This window comes from Schaalia dentiphila ATCC 17982 (genome assembly GCF_000154225.1).
In the GTDB taxonomy this organism is placed as follows: Bacteria; Actinomycetota; Actinomycetes; order Actinomycetales; family Actinomycetaceae; genus Pauljensenia; species Pauljensenia dentiphila.
On sequence record NZ_DS264586.1, the window covers coordinates 1,493,811 to 1,510,375 of the forward strand.

At 64.6% G+C, this 16,565-nt stretch carries 13 protein-coding genes; 1 reads left to right on the forward strand and 12 read right to left on the reverse strand.

Annotated features, from left to right (window positions below):
* Positions 1–32: 32 nt before the first annotated feature.
* The 11 genes from rpsD to aspS form a co-directional block, all read right to left on the reverse strand.
* Positions 33–656 carry a 30S ribosomal protein S4 gene (gene rpsD / locus ACTODO_RS06335; protein WP_003792491.1) on the reverse strand — a complete coding sequence of 208 codons (624 nt, stop codon included), beginning with the start codon at positions 654–656 and terminating at the stop codon, positions 33–35.
* 119 nt (positions 657–775) lie between these two features.
* Positions 776–2,119 carry a replication-associated recombination protein A gene (locus ACTODO_RS06340; protein WP_003792492.1) on the reverse strand — a complete coding sequence of 448 codons (1,344 nt, stop codon included), beginning with the start codon at positions 2,117–2,119 and terminating at the stop codon, positions 776–778.
* A 10-nt stretch (positions 2,120–2,129) separates the two neighbouring features.
* A complete protein-coding gene (locus tag ACTODO_RS06345) occupies positions 2,130–3,422 on the reverse strand; it encodes a hypothetical protein (protein ID WP_003792493.1) in 1,293 nt (430 codons plus the stop codon).
* A 205-nt stretch (positions 3,423–3,627) separates the two neighbouring features.
* Positions 3,628–4,713 carry a hypothetical protein gene (locus ACTODO_RS06350; protein WP_244262531.1) on the reverse strand — a complete coding sequence of 362 codons (1,086 nt, stop codon included), beginning with the start codon at positions 4,711–4,713 and terminating at the stop codon, positions 3,628–3,630.
* A gap of 330 nt (positions 4,714–5,043) precedes the next feature.
* A complete protein-coding gene (locus ACTODO_RS06360) occupies positions 5,044–5,838 on the reverse strand; it encodes an ABC transporter ATP-binding protein (RefSeq protein WP_003792496.1) in 795 nt (264 codons plus the stop codon).
* A complete protein-coding gene (locus ACTODO_RS06365) occupies positions 5,835–6,884 on the reverse strand; it encodes a FecCD family ABC transporter permease (protein ID WP_034512215.1) in 1,050 nt (349 codons plus the stop codon). Before ACTODO_RS06365 ends, ACTODO_RS06360 begins: the two co-directional genes overlap by 4 nt.
* On the reverse strand, positions 6,881–7,876 hold the full coding sequence (locus tag ACTODO_RS06370) for a FecCD family ABC transporter permease (protein WP_003792498.1): 996 nt from the start codon (positions 7,874–7,876) through the stop codon (positions 6,881–6,883). Before ACTODO_RS06370 ends, ACTODO_RS06365 begins: the two co-directional genes overlap by 4 nt.
* Positions 7,877–7,912: 36 nt before the next feature.
* A complete protein-coding gene (locus ACTODO_RS06375) occupies positions 7,913–8,950 on the reverse strand; it encodes an ABC transporter substrate-binding protein (protein WP_003792500.1) in 1,038 nt (345 codons plus the stop codon).
* An 87-nt stretch (positions 8,951–9,037) separates the two neighbouring features.
* Positions 9,038–10,222, reverse strand: a complete 1,185-nt coding sequence (locus ACTODO_RS06380) for an enterochelin esterase domain-containing protein (RefSeq protein WP_003792501.1) — start codon at positions 10,220–10,222, stop codon at positions 9,038–9,040.
* A gap of 4 nt (positions 10,223–10,226) precedes the next feature.
* The gene (locus ACTODO_RS06385; RefSeq protein WP_003792502.1) at positions 10,227–10,844 is read right to left on the reverse strand and encodes an L-threonylcarbamoyladenylate synthase; all 618 of its coding nucleotides are present in this window, start codon (positions 10,842–10,844) and stop codon (positions 10,227–10,229) included.
* Positions 10,845–10,918: 74 nt separating this feature from the next.
* Positions 10,919–12,724, reverse strand: coding sequence for an aspartate--tRNA ligase (gene aspS, locus ACTODO_RS06390; RefSeq protein ID WP_196773338.1), 1,806 nt, complete (start codon positions 12,722–12,724; stop codon positions 10,919–10,921).
* A 102-nt stretch (positions 12,725–12,826) separates the two neighbouring features.
* Here aspS and ACTODO_RS06395 point away from each other — a divergent pair, with 102 nt between their 5' ends.
* Entirely contained in the window at positions 12,827–14,239 is a 1,413-nt protein-coding gene (locus ACTODO_RS06395) for an MFS transporter (RefSeq protein ID WP_208853693.1), read from the forward strand.
* Here the strand turns inward: ACTODO_RS06395 and ACTODO_RS06400 are convergent.
* A complete protein-coding gene (locus tag ACTODO_RS06400) occupies positions 14,227–16,395 on the reverse strand; it encodes a DEAD/DEAH box helicase (RefSeq protein WP_003792506.1) in 2,169 nt (722 codons plus the stop codon). The genes ACTODO_RS06395 and ACTODO_RS06400 overlap by 13 nt on opposite strands.
* Positions 16,396–16,565: the final 170 nt, after the last annotated feature.

Consider the following 16,565-nt stretch of genomic DNA (forward strand, 5'->3'; position numbering starts at 1 on the left):
GCCGAAGCTCGGGGGCGCAGGAAAGACGAGCGTCAGCGCGAGTAGTGCTCGACGACCATCTGGACGTCGACGGTCACGGGGACCTCAGCGCGCTTGGGGCGACGCACCAGGGTCGCCTTGAGACGGGACAGCTCGACATCCAGGTACTCGGGGACGGCGGGCAGCACGTCCCGGTGAATACCCTCAGCGGCGATCTCGAAGGGAACCGTAGTCTGCGACTTCGGCTTGACCTGCAGGGTCTGGCCGGGCTTCACGCGGAACGAGGGGCGGTCGACGATCTTGCCGTCAACGAGGATGTGACGGTGCACGACGAACTGGCGGGCCTGCTGGATGGTGCGGGCGAAGCCAGCGCGCAGGACGAGGGAGTCGAGGCGCATCTCGAGCAGCTCGACCAGGTTCTCACCGGTCAGGCCGGCGGTGCGACGGGCCTCTTCGAAGGCGCGGCGCAGCTGCGACTCACGGATACCGTACTGCGCGCGCAGACGCTGCTTTTCCTTCAGACGAACGGCGTAGTCGGAGTCCTGGCGGCGACGGGTGCGGCCGTGCTCACCGGGACCGTAGGGGCGCTTCTCGAAGTAGCGGACGGCCTTGGGGGTCAGAGCCAGACCGAGGGCGCGGGACTCGCGCACCTGCTTGCGGGAACGATTCGTTGCCATGTTTCTTCTTCCTGTTTCTCATGTCATGCCGGGATTCCCGGCATGGGGCCAACTCCAGGATCACGTCGGTCCGTCGGCTAAGGCCCCAGGTGCCCGCTGGTGCGGACAACTGTTCTATCCTAGCGTCTTTTCAGCAGATTGCGAATCACACCGAGCCGCTTCGTGAGCATCGCCTCATGTCCGTTTTCGGTTGGCTCATAGTAAAGGGTGCCTTCCAGGTCGTCGGGCAGGTACTGCTGCGCGGCGACATGGTGCGGCTGATCGTGCGCGTAGAGGTATCCGTCGCCATGGCCCAGAGTTTTCGCACCGGCATAGTGCGCGTCGCGCAACTGTTCGGGCACCGCTCCCCCACGTCCGGCGCGCACGTCAGCGATCGCGCGATCAATCGCCAGGTACGTCGCATTCGACTTCGGGGCTGTCGCCACGGCGACAACCGCCTGGGCGAGCAGGAGACGCGCCTCGGGCATACCGATGAGCGCGACGCCCTGCGCGACACTCACACACGTCGTGAGAACCTCGGGAGACGCCATCCCAATTTCCTCAGATGCCGCGATCATGATGCGCCGCGCGATAAAGCGCGGATCCTCCCCGGCCTCGATCATGCGGGCGAGATAGTGCAGTGAGGCGTCCACGTCGGACCCGCGCATCGACTTAATGAACGCGCTCGCGACATCGTAGTGTTGGTCCTTGCTCCATCGAACGAGCGCCTGATTCGCCGCAGCCTCGACGCTCGCGACAGTGATCTCGCCAGAGCCGTCATCACTGGCAACGCCTGCCGCCGCCTCGAGGAGAGTCAACGACTTGCGTGCATCCGAACCCGCCAGGCGCACGAGGCCGGCCACGGCCTCGTCCGTGATGGAGAAACGCCCCGCGAGACCCCGTTCATCGGCCAGCGCACGGCGGATCAGCCCCTCGATTGCATCAGAATCCAGGGGGCGCAACGTCAAGAGGAGGGAGCGCGAGAGCAGCGGCGAAATAACCGAGAAGGACGGATTCTCCGTCGTTGCCGCGACGAGCACAACCCAGCGATTCTCAACCGCCGGAAGTAGCGAATCCTGCTGTGACTTAGAAAAGCGATGCACCTCGTCGACGAACAGAATCGTCTCTTCTCCCCCGCTCGCGAGGGTTCGGCGCGCATCATCCACCACGCGCCGGACGTCGCTCACCCCGGAGGAAACTGCGGACAGCTCAACGAAACGTCGCCCAGACGCGCGCGCAATCAGATAAGCGAGGGTCGTCTTACCCGTGCCCGGCGGGCCCCACAGCACCACTGAGGAAACGGCGACGCCGTCACTCGAACCAGGCGACAGGAGGCGGCGCAGCGGCGCCCCCTCGCCGAGCAAGTGAGACTGTCCAACAACCTCGTCGAGGGTCGTCGGGCGCATACGAACGGCGAGGGGCGCGCCCGCGTTGAAAGCAGGCACGCCCGACTCGTCGACAGATTCAGAATCAAACAGATCCATGAAACCTAGCTTAGGACAGAGTGACTCCACTCGAGGAAGAGCCGATCTTAGGACCGGAGAGAACCTGGACGACCACGAGGCCGCCGAGGATCAGCATGCAGGCACCGGCACCGAGCAGGTATCCGTTGAGTCCCTCGGACTCATCTCCAGCGAGCGAGGAGGACAACATCTCCGCGTGAAGCTTCACGGCGCCCGATGCGTCAACCGACGAACCGTTCGCTGCTGCACCGACAGCGGAAGCAACCTTAAACTCGGCCCATCCAACGAGCTCGTGCGAGCGGTTTGCAACAACGACCTTGTACTCACCGGTCGGCAGACCCGTGAGATCCATGGTGACCTTGTTGGAATCCTCGACCTGCAGCCAGCGTGCCTCGCCGGTCTGCATGATGTTGGCGCTCACCCAGTCGCCGACGGCAGCCTTCTCCGACGGCACGTTGATCGTCAGCAGGCCGGCCGTGAAGGCTGCGCTGACACCACCCTTATTCGAGTCGTTGAGCTGGGACACGTCGCTAATCGGCGAGACGGGGGTCTCAGACGGCTGCGAATCGGTCGCAGAAGCGGACGGGGTGGGCGTGGGGGACGCGCTCTCGGAGGGAGTCGGGCTCGGGCGCACGGCCGGCAGCTGCGGATCGTCGGGCAGCGGAGCGGGAGCGACGGAAGGCTCCGTCGTGGGTTCAATGACCGGGTCCGGTGCGGGCGCCGGAGCAGGATCAGCGCTCGGCTCGCTCGTCGGAGCGGGCTCGGGGTCCGTCGTGGGGGCAGGCTCGGCCGTCGGTTCGTCCGTGCGGGCGGGCGAAGCCGCCGGATCTACGGTGGGAGCGGGTGTCGGATGGTCGATGTTATCCGTGTACGGCGTGTAGATGCTCACTGTGCCGTAGATAGGGTTGGGCTCGACGCCCGAAGAATCACTGCGGTAGAACACGACGGTAATCGTGTGGGTCTCCCCGGGCAGCCACTTCACGCCCTCAACGTTGTTCGTGCCGTCTGGCACAGGCGCATGGATATACGAATCCTTCAACGACTGAGCGGCCCACAGATCAGGGGCCGAAGGCGTCGCCGTCTCGCCGTCCCGCTTGAAAGTCGGACGAGTGAGTGGAGTGACACCCCCATGATCGAGGATGAGTCCCCAGTACCCGGTTTCGGCGAACTTCGCCGCGAAATCAGCATTGTTCGCGATATTGACCTTGATATCATCCCCCGCCCGAAGGGCGTAGTGCGGTACTGCGTCATCCGCACGCGCAGCAAAACCGGGGATCGCGAGACCGATGCCCGCAAACAGGAATAGTGCCATGAGCAGGCTCATGATTCGACTGCGACCGACGAAGCTCCGAGCGGCTATGGCAGACGATGCTCGTCCGTGCTGCATACCGTTCTCCTTAGTGACTTAATCCGCAGAAACTATTGTATCGGATCAAGAGTAACAGGCGTAACGCGCAAATGTTAAATCCCAACACACACCATGTGGTTAATGCACATACTCCCAGTGCGTCGCCGCAGGTGTGGGAGCTTTAGCGCACCAGTCCGTGCGAGCGGCGGACAATGCTGACCGTCACGATCGCTCCGAGAAGGGCAAGGAGACCGCCACCAGCGAGGATCCAGCCATTCAGGCGAGACTCCTGTTCGCGAACAGCCTGGTTCATGGCCTGCTGCTCCGAATGAGCCTTGGGGCCGATCTGCGAAGCAGACACGCTCTCCTGCTCCGTGGACGGGGAGGGGGATGGGGCGTCAGCGTTCGAACCAGCGCCACCGCTACCACTCGAAGAAGATCCGTTGCCGCCGGAGGAAAGCGCAGACGAGGCCGAGGCGGAGGGGGTCGGCGTCACCGACGAGCGCGAGGTATCCGATGCATCTGCTGAGGGGGTTGTGCGAGGGGACGGCGACGCAGCCATAGTCGAGGGGACACTGACTGCCGCATCGCTTGCCACATCTGCAGAAGCATCATCGGTCAGATCAAAATCGGGCTTGGCAGCATTATCAGCCGCGTTGTCCGCGGGAGACTCCGTCGGCCCATCGGTAACCACGTCAGAAGTCACACGGGCATCAGGATCTGTCGACGGCTCATCCGCAGGTTCACGAGAAGGCTCGCCCGTCGGCGTCAGAGAGCACACATGCGCCTGCACGTTGGCCTCTACGACGGTCACAGACACCTGCACGTAGGTGCCGGTCACGCCATCGCCAATCATGATCGAGTGCTCAGAACCAACCGCCCACGTCGCCGGCAGCTCAAAATCAGCGCTAAATTCGCCGGCAGTCGACACTTCGGCAACGCTCCACGCAGTTCTATTACGAACAACAGACGCGGGAACCCAGGCGGGAAGAGTGACACCGTCAGGGCGAACTTCCTGCCCATCGTCGAGCGTGACGATGACAAAGCCGCGTGACGTCTCAGAACTAGCGCCCCAGCCAGACCCCTCCACATGAAGCGGAGATCCGACTGGGACGACCGACGAAACGACGATGGATGCACCCTCATCAACAGCGGTGAGACACTGTCCGCCCACGCCGACAACTCCGTCAACACTGTATGCGGGCTGCGCAGCGACAAACACTCCACCAACGATGGAAGCAGACGCGGTCAGAGCCAGTAGAGGCATGCGCAGCCCCCTACCGTGCGATCGCATCTGTGTTGTCATCTGTGTCCTTCTCCATCTCGACGGGATGTCGTGCGCTCATTGGCTTCACCAGGCCCAGAATCAATATGTCAGTGTCCGAGTAACCACTAGCTATGAACACCATCCTATTGCCTGACACCTATTCTACAATTGCGAACAACAAGCAAATTACCGGAACATGCAGTCAAAACACGTTTTTATCGGGAAATATCAGCCTTCTACCAACTTGTTGTGACTTATATTATCCAACAATCATAGGACTGCATGACCCACCGGTCAACATTTGAGATATTGGGGATCACAACACACGGGTCATCGAGTCGGAATCACCAGCGGTGATCCAGTCTCAGGGTCGTCGATGATCCTGCACGGCACACTGAAAACGCGTTCGACAAGGTCTGCCGTCACAACGTCGTGCGGCGCCCCCTGAGCCACGATCTCACCGTTCTTCATGAACACGAGGTGCGTCGCGTAGCGGAATGCCAGATGCAGGTCGTGCAACACGGCGACGACCGTCGTGCCTGCACGCTGCAGGCGCTCCACCAGGCGCAACACCTCGAGTTGATGATTCAGATCCAGGTAGGTCGTTGGCTCATCCAACAGCAGAATCTCAGTAGACTGAGCCAGCGCCATCGCTATCCATACGCGCTGGCGCTGCCCACCAGAAAGCTCCCCAACGCGACGCCCCGCCAAAGGCGCGACCCCTGCGTCTTCCATCGCTCGCGCCACGGCCTCGTCATCCTCACGACTCCACTGACGCAGGAGTGACTGGTAGGGGTACCGCCCACGTGCTACTAAGTCCTCAACGAGCATGTCGCCCGGAGCGACGGACGACTGGGCGAGTAGGCCAAGTCGGCGCGCAAGCGCCTTCTGGTTGATGTTCGCGACGCTACGCCCATCGAGTTCCACCACACCAGAGCGCACATCAAGGACACGCGCCAGCGAACGCAGAAGCGTCGATTTCCCGCACGCATTGGGGCCGACAATGACCGTGAGCTCCCCAGCGAGCACGTCCAGGGATAATCCTTCCAGAATCGGATCGTTTTTCCCATAGCCAACGACGATGTCCCGAGCACTAAGCCCCTGCCTCGTAACGATCTCAGTCACGATCTCACCTCACGAATCAACAACCACAGAAGGTACAGGCCTCCGACGACGCCGGTCACGACGCCGACAGGGAGCTCAGCGGGAGCCACAAGCCTTTGAGCGCAGATATCAGAGACCAGCACGAGCACAGCGCCAACGAGGGCGGAGGAGGCAAATCCGACTCCCCCAGCCGCGCACAGCCGATGCGCGACGTGCGGAGCCGCCAGAGCAACGAAGGCGACTGGCCCAGCGACCGCAGTCGCGGACGCAACAAGCAAAATGGCGACGACAATGAGGAGCATGCGGGTCTGACGCACTCTGACGCCAAGCCCTGTCGCGATGTCATCGCCCATCGCGAGGAGGCCGAGGGGAACCGCACAGACGGCACACACCGCAACGACACCGGCGATCACGATCAGCAGAGGCGTCAGACGCGCGATGGTGACGCCCGAGAATGAGCCAGCGCTCCACAGCTGCGCACGCTGGGCCGCCTCCAGAGGCGCCTTGACGATGAGCAGCGAGTTGACCGCCCGCAAGGCCGCCGAACATCCGATTCCCACGAGGACGACGCGGATTCCCGTCACTCGCATACCACCCGCGCACGCGAGGATGAACGCGCCCGAGGCGAGTCCACCGAGCAAGGCGCCGATTCCTGTGACGGCGGGGCTCGAGCCCATAATAATGATGGCAATCAGAGCGCCGGTCGCGCACCCCGTGGACAGGCCGACGATGTCGGGGCTACCGAGCGGATTGCCCGAGATCGTCTGGAAGATACGCCCGGCGATTCCAAGCGCTGCACCAACAGCCACCGCCGCGAGCATACGCGGCAGGCGCACCGACTGGACGAAGTAGACGCCCAAAAAGTCATCCCGAGGCCCACCGTCTCCGAGGAGACGACGGAATGAATCGGCGGCGCTGAGCCCGTAGTCACCGAGAGTGAGCGAATAGACCGCCAATGCACACAGAAGAGCGAATCCGATGAGCACGACGGCGGCGCTGCGCCGGTGCACGCGCACCGACACGCAACGCAGCGAGACAATTGTGTAGCGCGACGGAGCTGGCCTCATGACATGCCCTTTCCGCGCGACCCTATGATAAAGAACGGCGCACCGATCAAAGCGACGATGACACCCACGGGGACCTCGGCCGGGGCGAGCACGAGGCGTGAGGTGACATCGGCAGCGCACACCCACGCGGCACCGACGATCAGCGACCACAGCGCAATCGCCCCCTGCCGAGCACCCACAACGCGTCGCACCAAGAGCGGAACCGCGAGACCCACAAAGGTTAGCGGCCCACCAAGCGCCGTCGCCCCGCCAGCCAGAGCCGTGACGGCCACGACGCCGAGACTGCGAATGAGGCGCACACGCACACCGAGGCTCACCGCGGTGTCCTCACCGATAGCGAGGACCCCAAGAGCCGAGGAGATCAGGGCAGCAACCACGCCGCCGCATGCGATGACTGCCCCGGCGGCAGCCACGGAGCCCATATCAACGCCTTCCAATGATCCCGATGCCCAGTATCGGAATTCATTGAAGGCGTACTGGTTCGCAGCGAGAGCAGCCTGAGTGAGTGAGGCGAGAGCGGCCGAGACGGCAATGCCCGCCAGGGCAAGGCGTGATCGAGAGCCTCCCCCGCTCCCCGACATAGCGAAGACGAGACCTGCCGCGACCCCCGCACCGATGAGAGAAGCGCCCAGCGTCGACGTGCGAGTGGCGACGCCACTCGCGGCCGTCACCGTCACAACAAGGAAGGCGGCACCAGCGTTGATGCCGAGGACGCCAGGATCGGCAAGAGGATTTCGTGTCATCGCCTGCATGATGGAACCTGCAAGCCCCAGCGCTCCGCCAATGACGAGCGCGGCGACGGTGCGCGGAACACGCAGTTGCGTGACCACCTGGGCGTCCTGGCTAGCTCCGCCGTTCACGAGCGCATCCCACACGACGTCGGGAGCAATCTGGCGCGAACCCAGGGCGAGGGACGCGAGGGTGACGGCGGCAAGCACCAGCGTCGCCACTGCGCAGGCAATGGCGACGCTGGTGATGCGACGAGTAGTCATGTCAGGTCATCGACCCGGTGTGTTCGGCCATCGACCTCAGGAGGCCGGAACGAACTGGGCCTCAATGCTCGAGATGATGCCGTCCATGAGGAGGTAACCACCGGTGGAGGTCCACAGGGAGCCGTCGACGGGAATGACGTGGTTCGCCTGGACGGCGCCGAGGGAGTCGAAGCCGACGGTGGTCTTCGCCTCTTCGAGGGCTGCAGCCGATGCCTCGACGCCTGTGTTACCACCGGCGGAGGGGTTGTTCACCGAGGCCTTGCCCAGTGTACCGAAGAAGATCCAGTCGGCGTCAATCTGATCGATGTTTTCCAGCGAGACGGGTTCGGAGTGGCCCTCGCCGTTACGGTCCTGGTTTGCGGGACGCTTCATGCCGAGCGCGGTGAGAGCCTGGCCGGCGGGCAGCTCCTTGAGGATGAGGCCAGCGCTATCGCCCTGCCAACGCACGACCGAGTAGGTCTGATCGAGGTAGCCGGCATCCTTCAGGCGGGCGCTGACGGAGGCAACGTGCTGGTCGAATTCCGCGAGCTTGGCCTCAGCCTGGTCGGCAACGCCGAGCGCGTCGGCCGTCAGGGTGAAGGTCTCGCGCCAGTCGCCGCCCTTTTGCGTGGTGAAGAAGACGGGGGCGATCTGACTCAGTGCATTGAGCGTCTCGGTGTCATTGTTCTTCACAGAGGTGCCATCAACAAGGATAAGGTCCGGGTGCGCCGCACCGATAGCTTCGAGGTTGGGGGTGCCGATCGAACCCAGGATCGGGATGTCGCCCGCGCGATCGACGAGGTAGTTAGCAACGGTCTGCTGGCCGCGGCCCGAGACGACACCGATTGGAGTCACGCCCAGGGCGAGCGCATTGTCGGTCGTCGGCTCAGAAAGCGTGACAACACGGCTGGGGTGCGACGGCAGGGTAACCTCCTGGCCGGACGCGTCGGTGACGGTGCGCGTCGCGGAGGTCTCGGACGTCGTGGAAGCCTCGGGGGACGAGGCCGGGGCGGGCTGGTTGGACGAGCATGCTCCCAGAGCGAGAACGGTCAGAGCGACGCCGACAATGGCGCGAACTCGGGTCGACAGATGCACAGGTGTCTCAATTCAGTCGATCTTGTTAGGTACATAGGTAAGCCTAACCTATAGATGAGCTAGTGACTCACTCTGTCTCGCTGCTGGTCAGCATGTGAGAGCATCCCATTCATCAAGGGCGCGGACAAGGCCTTCGCGCCACCATGCCACGTCATGCCCACTGCAATAATGGTCGAGCTCCACGGCTGCGCCCTGGCTCCGCAGGAGCTCGACACAGTCGTCCACAACCGGACGCATCGTCTCTTCCAGCGTGCCCACCTGAAGTCGCAGCCGCATATCCCGGCGCGGCCTCACCGACCCTGCACGCAGGTCACCCATCAGTGTTCCTTCACCAATGCCTCGTCGCGCGCCTCCCCACCACAGTGACGGGGATTGAGCGACAATCACGTCGACAGGCACATCCAATCGCAGAGCGACCTCAAGTGCCGCAAGGCCACCGTAGGATTGGCCGGCAACCATTACGGGCGCCGCACCCGCCTCATCACACACTGCCTGCAGCAGAGCACCGACGCGATCCGCATCGGTCAACTCCGCCTCGCGCTCGTCCAGATCTCCCGCGTCGATTGTCACGACGCGCAGGCCGGGATAGCGCCGAGGCAACCAGCCAACGCCGTTACCCCGCCAGATCTCGCCATCGAAGAGGATCAGCGTGCACGTCGGATCCGCCTCGCCGTCATACATCACGATCCGGCGCTGCCGTGTTTGCCCCAGCCGGGCATCGATACGCGCGCCAATCTCATGTTCTCGCGGCGCACGCATCCAAGGCGCTGACAGGTCCTCCGACGGCCACACCACCCGCGCATCGGGGCCAACGAAGAGTGAAGCAGGGGCGCCTCGCCCATTCACGACTCTCCGGGGATTCGATTCATCAGGACGTGCCTCCTCAAGGAAGCGAATCCACTCCCCCATGTCCGTACGCACCCCGGGTTCAAGACCCCATGGCCCGACGATCCCCATTTGATAGCTGAGAATCACATCGGCGGGAAGCGCGCACACGAGCGCCCGCGCGTCCGAGTGTCCCGGCCCTATCGACATGCAAAAGTCGTCGAGGTGCTCGCGCGCCCGATCCGTAATCGTGTTGAGGATGACGTAGCAATCAGCCGCAGCCTGGGCGCCCCACTGGAAGGTCACGCGAACGGCGTCGACCCCATTGACGACAAGCCGAGGCCCGACGATTGGAAGCCCGTCGGCGTAACGATAGACGCCGTCCGACGCCTCCCAGCGCAGCCGGCAAAAACCGGTGCGCGAAAAAGCCGTCTGCTCGAATGCCACGCGATCAGTCGAAGAGCGAAATATCGCCCGCACCGACGCGGGCGACGACAGCGTCCCCACCAGCAAAGTCAATGACCGTGGTCGGCTCGGCGACGCCCACGGGCCCCACAACCACCAGATCAACCTGGTGACCGATGCGATCATCCACGTCAAAACCGTCGGTCAGCGGCTCTTCCTCGCCCGGCATGATGAGCGTCGAACAGGCCAGGGGCTCACCCAGCGCCTCGACGATCGCCTGCGTAATGACATGATCGGGGATGCGCACACCCACCGTGTGCTTCTTCTTGTTCAGCATGATGCGCGGGACCTCCTTGGTCCCCCGCAGGATGAACGTGTAGGGTCCGGGGGTGAGCGCCTTCATGGTGCGGAACTCGTGATTATCGATGATCACGAGCTCGCCCAGCTGCGCAAACGAGTGACACAGCAACGAGAAGTTGTGCTTGTCATCGAGCTTACGGATGGCACGGATTGTGTCCATACCCGCCTTGTTGCCCGCCCTCGTGGCGACCGCGTAGCCGGAGTCGGTAGGCAGCGCGATCGTGCCGCCGCGTTCCAGCAGGTCAACGACCGTATTGACCAAACGTGCCTGCGGATTCTCAGGGTGCATCTCGACGTACGACATGTACCCATTGTGCACGAAACCCCCACCGGTCGGTAACCGATGGGGGTTCCGTGGACAAAGTCACGGACGGGAGATCACTTGTCCGATTCTTCGGATGCTTCCTCGCCGCGCTTCTTCGGCTTCGCGTCGACGCCGGCTTCCTTACGCTGCGCAGGCGTAATCGGGGCCGGGGCCTCGGTCAGCGGGTCGAAACCGCCGCCGGACTTCGGGAAGGCGATGACGTCGCGGATCGAGTCGGACTTCGTCAGCAGGGAGACGATGCGGTCCCAACCGAAAGCGACACCACCGTGCGGCGGGGCGCCGTACTTGAAGGCGTCGAGCAGGAAGCCGAACTGCGTCTGGGCTTCCTCCTCGCCAATGCCCATCACGTTGAACACGCGGTTCTGGATGTCGCGGCGGTGGATACGGATGGAGCCGCCGCCGATCTCGTTGCCGTTACAGACGATGTCGTAGGCGTAGGCCAGAGCGTTGCCCGGGTCCTTGTCGAAGGAGTCAACCCACTCGGGCTTGGGCGAGGTGAACGCGTGGTGGACGGCGGTCCAGGCGCTGTGGCCCAGCGCGACGTCACCCTCGGCCTCGGCGTCGCCGGTGGGCTTGAAGAGCGGAGCATCGACGACCCAGGTGAAGGCCCAGGCGTCGGGGTCGATGAGGTCGCAGCGCTTGCCGATCTCGAGGCGAGCCGCGCCGAGCAGCTCACGCGACGGCGTCGGCTTGCCGGCGGCGAAGAAGATGCAGTCACCAGGGTTGGCGCCGGTGGCGGCAGCCAAGCCCTCACGCTCGGCCTCGGTAATGTTCTTCGCGACGGGGCCGCCCAGCGTGCCGTCCTCGGCGATCGTGACGTAAGCAAGGCCCTTGGCACCGCGCGCCTTGGCCCACTCCTGCCACTTGTCGAAGGTACGACGCGGCTGCGACCCGCCACCGGGCATGACAACGGCGCCCACGTAGGGGGCCTGGAACACGCGGAAGGTCGTGTCCTTGAAGTACTCGGTGAGCTCGGTGAGCTCGAGGCCGAAGCGCAGGTCGGGCTTATCCGAGCCGTAGCGCTCCATCGCGTCCTTGTAGGTCATGCGCGGGATCGGCGTGGACAGGTCGTAGCCGATGAGCGCCCACACGTTCTTCAGGACGTCCTCAGCGACCTCAATGACGTCGTCCTGGTCCACGAAGCTCATCTCGATGTCGAGCTGGGTGAACTCGGGCTGACGGTCAGCGCGGAAGTCCTCGTCGCGGTAGCATCGCGCAATCTGGAAGTAGCGCTCCATGCCGGCCACCATGAGCAGCTGCTTGAAGAGCTGGGGCGACTGAGGCAGGGCGTACCAGGAACCGGGCGATAGACGCGCGGGGACGATGAAGTCGCGGGCGCCCTCGGGGGTCGACCGGGTCAAAGTCGGGGTCTCGATCTCGACGAAGTCGCGGGCGTAGAGCGCCTCGCGGGCAGCGCGGGAGACCTTCGAGCGCAGGCGGATCGCGTACTGCTCGGGCTCGCGACGCAGGTCGAGGTAGCGGTACTTCAGGCGGGTTTCCTCGCCCACGTTGCCGGAATCTTCAGCATTGGAGGACACCTGGAACGGCAGAGGCGCGCTGGTGTTCAGAATTTCGATGTCGTCACCCATCACCTCAATGGCGCCGGTGGCCAGGTGCGGATTTTCGTTGCCCTCGGGGCGAGCGCAGACCTCGCCGGTGACCTTCAGGACGAACTCGGAGCGCAGCTCGTGGGCGACACGCTCGTCGCGGACGACAACCTGGGCGATGCCGGACGCGTCGCGCAGGTCGATGAACGCCACGCCACCGTGGTCACGACGACGATCCACCCAACCGGTGAGCGTCACGGTCTGGCCGACCAGATCGGTGCCGAGGGTTCCAATGTTGTGAGTGCGAAGCACTGTGATTCCTTTCGTAGTTACCATCCGCGAGACAGGCGGCGGCAGTGTCATTGTACGCCTGCCTTCCGAAGAGTCGCGCGTGCCGCAAGTACGATAGTGAACATGCCAACCGCCGATTCCTCCTCCCCCGCCCGATCGTCCTGGACACCGTCCGAAATTGGCTTGGCCATCGGCTCGGTTCTCCTCATTACCCTCGTGGCCTTCGAGGAGCTCGCCGCCACGACAATCATGCCTGCGGTCGTCGAATCTTTCGATGCAGCCGCGTGGTATCCGATCGCCTCGGGCGCGGCGTTGGCGACGCAGCTGAGCGCCACCGTGGTCGCGGGCGCGCTGGCGGATTGGAAGGGCCCCCGTTTTGTCCTACTCGCGGGATTGGTTCTTTTCGCCATTGGTTTGGTGGTGTGCGCCGCAGGCACAAACGTGGTCGTGTTCGTTATCGGCCGCGCGCTTCAGGGGCTCAGCGGAGGCCTCCTCATTGTCCCGCTCTACGTCCTCGTCGGAGCAGTTGCTTCCCCCCGTCACCGTCCCTCGTTCTTTGCGTCTTTCTCGTTGGCGTGGGTTCTCCCCTCGCTGGTCGGCCCCGCGATCGCAGGCCACGTGACCCAGGAGTGGGGCTGGCGCTACGTCTTCGGCGTCGTTCCGCTCTTCGTTGCGGTCGCGGCGCTCCCCATCGCCTACGTCCTGCGCTCGATCCCGACTGCACACGGCCAGCGCTCCCCCGTGCTCGCGTCCCTCTCGCGAGACGCCGGGCTTGTCGGAATTGGCGTCATGCTGCTCCAGCTTGCGGGCGCCCTGTCCTCACCCTTCGCGCAGTTCTCGGTCTTCGCCCTCGGCGCGTGCATCACTGCCTGGGCGCTGCCCCGACTCCTGCCGAGCGGAACGTTCATGTCCCGCCGCGGCATGCCCTCGGCGATCCTTGCGAGGTTGAGCGCACTGGCCTCACAGGTCGGTCTCGCCGTCATGATCCCGCTCATCCTCCAGCGCGTGCACGGCTGGTCCGAGGCATCCTCCGCCTGGTGGGTCACCCTCGGGTCGATCACATGGTCGATTGGCGCGGTCGGCCAGGCACGCGTTCACCATGCACACCTGCGCCGCCGGCTCCCGGTCATCGGCGGAACACTCATGGCGATCGGAGCGATCCCCGTCGGAGCGATCCTGTTCCCCTCGATCCCCGTGTGGGTGGCCCTCATCGGCTGGCTGCTCGTCGGCCTCGGAGTCGGTCTCGTTCACGCTCCCCTGTCCGTCATGGCACTCGAGGTCACCCCCGAGGCCAAGCACGGGCGCGTGGCCTCTTGGCTGCAGGTCGCCGATTCGGCGGGCCCTGCCCTCGAACTCGCCCTCGTGTCCGTCGCCATGAGCGCGTGGGCCGCCACCGCCACGGTGGGCGGGGCGGCCTACGCTCCCTATTGGGTGATTGCTGCTGTGCTTGCGATCCTCACCGTGGTCGCGGTGACGCGGCTGCGTCCCTCATCGGAACGCGCCACGGGTGAGGCAGCTAGCGCTCAGTCGTCGTAACGGCGCTTGCCGAAGTGGCGGCGTCCGCCGTCGCGGCTTCCGTCGCGGTCCCAACCGCCATCGCGGCCGCCCTCGCGTTCGCGGCGGGCGCGCTTGATGTCCTTCTCCCAGCGCTCGGTGCGAACGCTGCGGCGCGGACGCGATCCGTCGACCTTTTCGAAGCGGTGCGGACGCTTCTCATCACGGTCCCCGAAGCGGTCCTCGCGATCACCGTAGCCACCGCGTCCTCGGTTATTTCGGTCGAAGTCGCGGCGCTCACGGCGCTCGAAACCGTCGCGGTCGCCGTGAGAGCGGCCGCCGGGGCCCTCGTCTACGCGGATGCGCAGCTGACGGCCCGACACGTATCCCTTGGAGATACGGGACAGCTGCTCGCTGGACAGGTCCGCGGTGATGTCGACCAGTGAGAAGGTTGGGTAGATCTCGATGTTGCCGATGTCGCGGCCGTCGATGCCGCCCTCGCCAGCAATGGCGCCAACGATAGAGCCGGGCTTGACGCGGTCCTTCTTGCCCACCTCAATGCGGTAGCGGGTACCGGAGCCGGGTGCCGGGCGGCCGCCCGCGCGACGACGAGCACCGTTCGCGCCGCCCTTGAGCGGGCGGTCCTTATCACGCCCAGCCTCGAAAGTGGCGCCGACGAACTCGCCGGACTCGTCCAGCTGTTCCTCGCGGCGGATTTTGCCGTTGCCACGGCGGTCTTTCTCGACGCGCGGGGCCGGGCCTTCGTCGCCGACGGCCGTCGCCATGAGGGCGGCGGCGATGTCCTCGACGGAGATCTCATCGCCGAGGTCGGCGAGCAGACGCTTGTACATGTCGAGACGGCCACGCTCGATACGAGCGGACAGGCCCTCGAGCAGGCGGCTCGCGCGGAATTCGGAGACGGCTGCAGGCGAGGGAATCTCGACCTCTTCCATCTCGGTGCCCGTCAGCTTCTCGATGCGGCGCAGACGGCCGTGCTCACGCGGGGTGAAGAACGTCAGCGCGCGGCCCTCACGGCCCGCACGGCCGGTGCGACCGATGCGGTGGACGTAGGCCTCGGGCTCACGCGGAACGTCGAAGTTAACGACGAGGGAGATGCGTTCGACGTCGAGGCCTCGGGCGGCCACGTCGGTCGCGACCAGCACGTCGAGCGAGCCGTTCTTTAGGCGCTCGACCATGCGCTCGCGCTCGGTCTGAGCGACGTCGCCGGAAATGCCGGCTGCACGGAATCCACGGCTCGAGAGCTCCAACGACACCTCTTCGACATCGGCGCGCGTGCGCACGAAGACGATCGCGGCGTCAGCCTCTTCCTGGCCTTCCTTGATGTGCTGGGCGCGGGTAGCCAGTACGCGCGAAAGCGCACCGATCTTGTGTTTGTAGGGCACCACCGCGTAGGTCTGGTGGATGGTGTCGACCGTCGAGGACTCGGTGGAAACCGCGACCTTCACCGGATCCTTCAGGTGCTCGCGGGCAACCTTCTCAATGGCCGCGGGCATCGTCGCGCTGAACAGCGCGGTCAGTCGATCATCCGGGGCGCTCGACGCAATCGTCTCGACGTCCTCAGCGAAGCCCATACGCAGCATTTCGTCGGCCTCGTCGAGGACCAGCATGCGCACGTGCGACAGATCGAGGGCGCCCTTCTCAATGAGGTCAATGACGCGACCCGGGGTACCGACGACGACCTGTGCTCCTCGCTTGAGCGCGCCGATCTGCGGGCCGTAGGGCGAGCCACCATAGACGGGGACGACGTCGAGGCGGGCCGTACGTGCGGCGAAATCCTCGATCGCTTGGGCACTCTGCATCGCGAGCTCGCGGGTGGGGGCCAGAACGAGAGCCTGCACGTTGCGCTCGTCCGCGTCAACAATCGCTAGGAGCGGCAGACCGAATGCAGCGGTCTTTCCGGTACCCGTCTGGGCGATGCCGACGACGTCGCGCAACTCCAGCAGCGGAGGGATGGCGGCGGCCTGAATCGGGGTGGGGACGCGGAATCCCATATCGGTGACAGCCGCGAGGATCTCCTCGGGCAGGCCGAGGCTCGCGAACGTCACGGTGTCCGTGTCCTCCTCGTCCGCGTGGTCATCACCGAACTCACGAGCGTCGTCGAGGTCGTCAATATCGTCGGCAATCGCCGTCATCTCGCGCTCGTCGTCAGCGCGTTCCATGAAATCGTCAGAGGGCATAATTCATCCTTGCGTGGTGCAATCGGTGTCAGCAAAACCATCGGGGCGGGCCTACTCGGCTCCTCGGCGCGGCCTCACCCATAACAACAAATCCCGCATCCCGCGGGCACCATAACAAGGGGCAGCGCCTCATCGCTACAACCAGCATACCCTCGCAAACAGCTGACAGA